Genomic DNA, 263 nt, shown 5'->3' on the forward strand with positions numbered 1-263 from the left:
CCGCTGACCGAACTCGCGACCGGCGCGCTGGCGGCGCTATCGCTTTACGCGTTCGGTCCCACGTGGCCCGCGCTGGCCGCGCTCGGTCTATGCGCGGCCTTGCTGACGGCAGGGCTCATCGACTACGACACACGCTATCTTCCCGATGTGCTGACGCTGCCCCTGCTTTGGGCCGGGCTTCTCGTCAATTTCGGCGAAGGCGGATTCGCGACGCTGCACGACGCCGTGACGGGCGCAGTCGCAGGCTATCTGTTCCTGTGGTG

At 67.3% G+C, this 263-nt stretch carries 1 protein-coding gene; it reads left to right on the forward strand.

Going from position 1 to position 263, the window contains the following annotated elements:
* Positions 1 to 263: A24 family peptidase (locus NCT32_RS12025; RefSeq protein ID WP_250490355.1), on the forward strand; the 263-nt coding region annotated here is incomplete at both ends.

The organism is Caballeronia sp. INML2 (assembly GCF_023631365.1).
Classification (GTDB): domain Bacteria; phylum Pseudomonadota; class Gammaproteobacteria; order Burkholderiales; family Burkholderiaceae; genus Caballeronia; species Caballeronia turbans.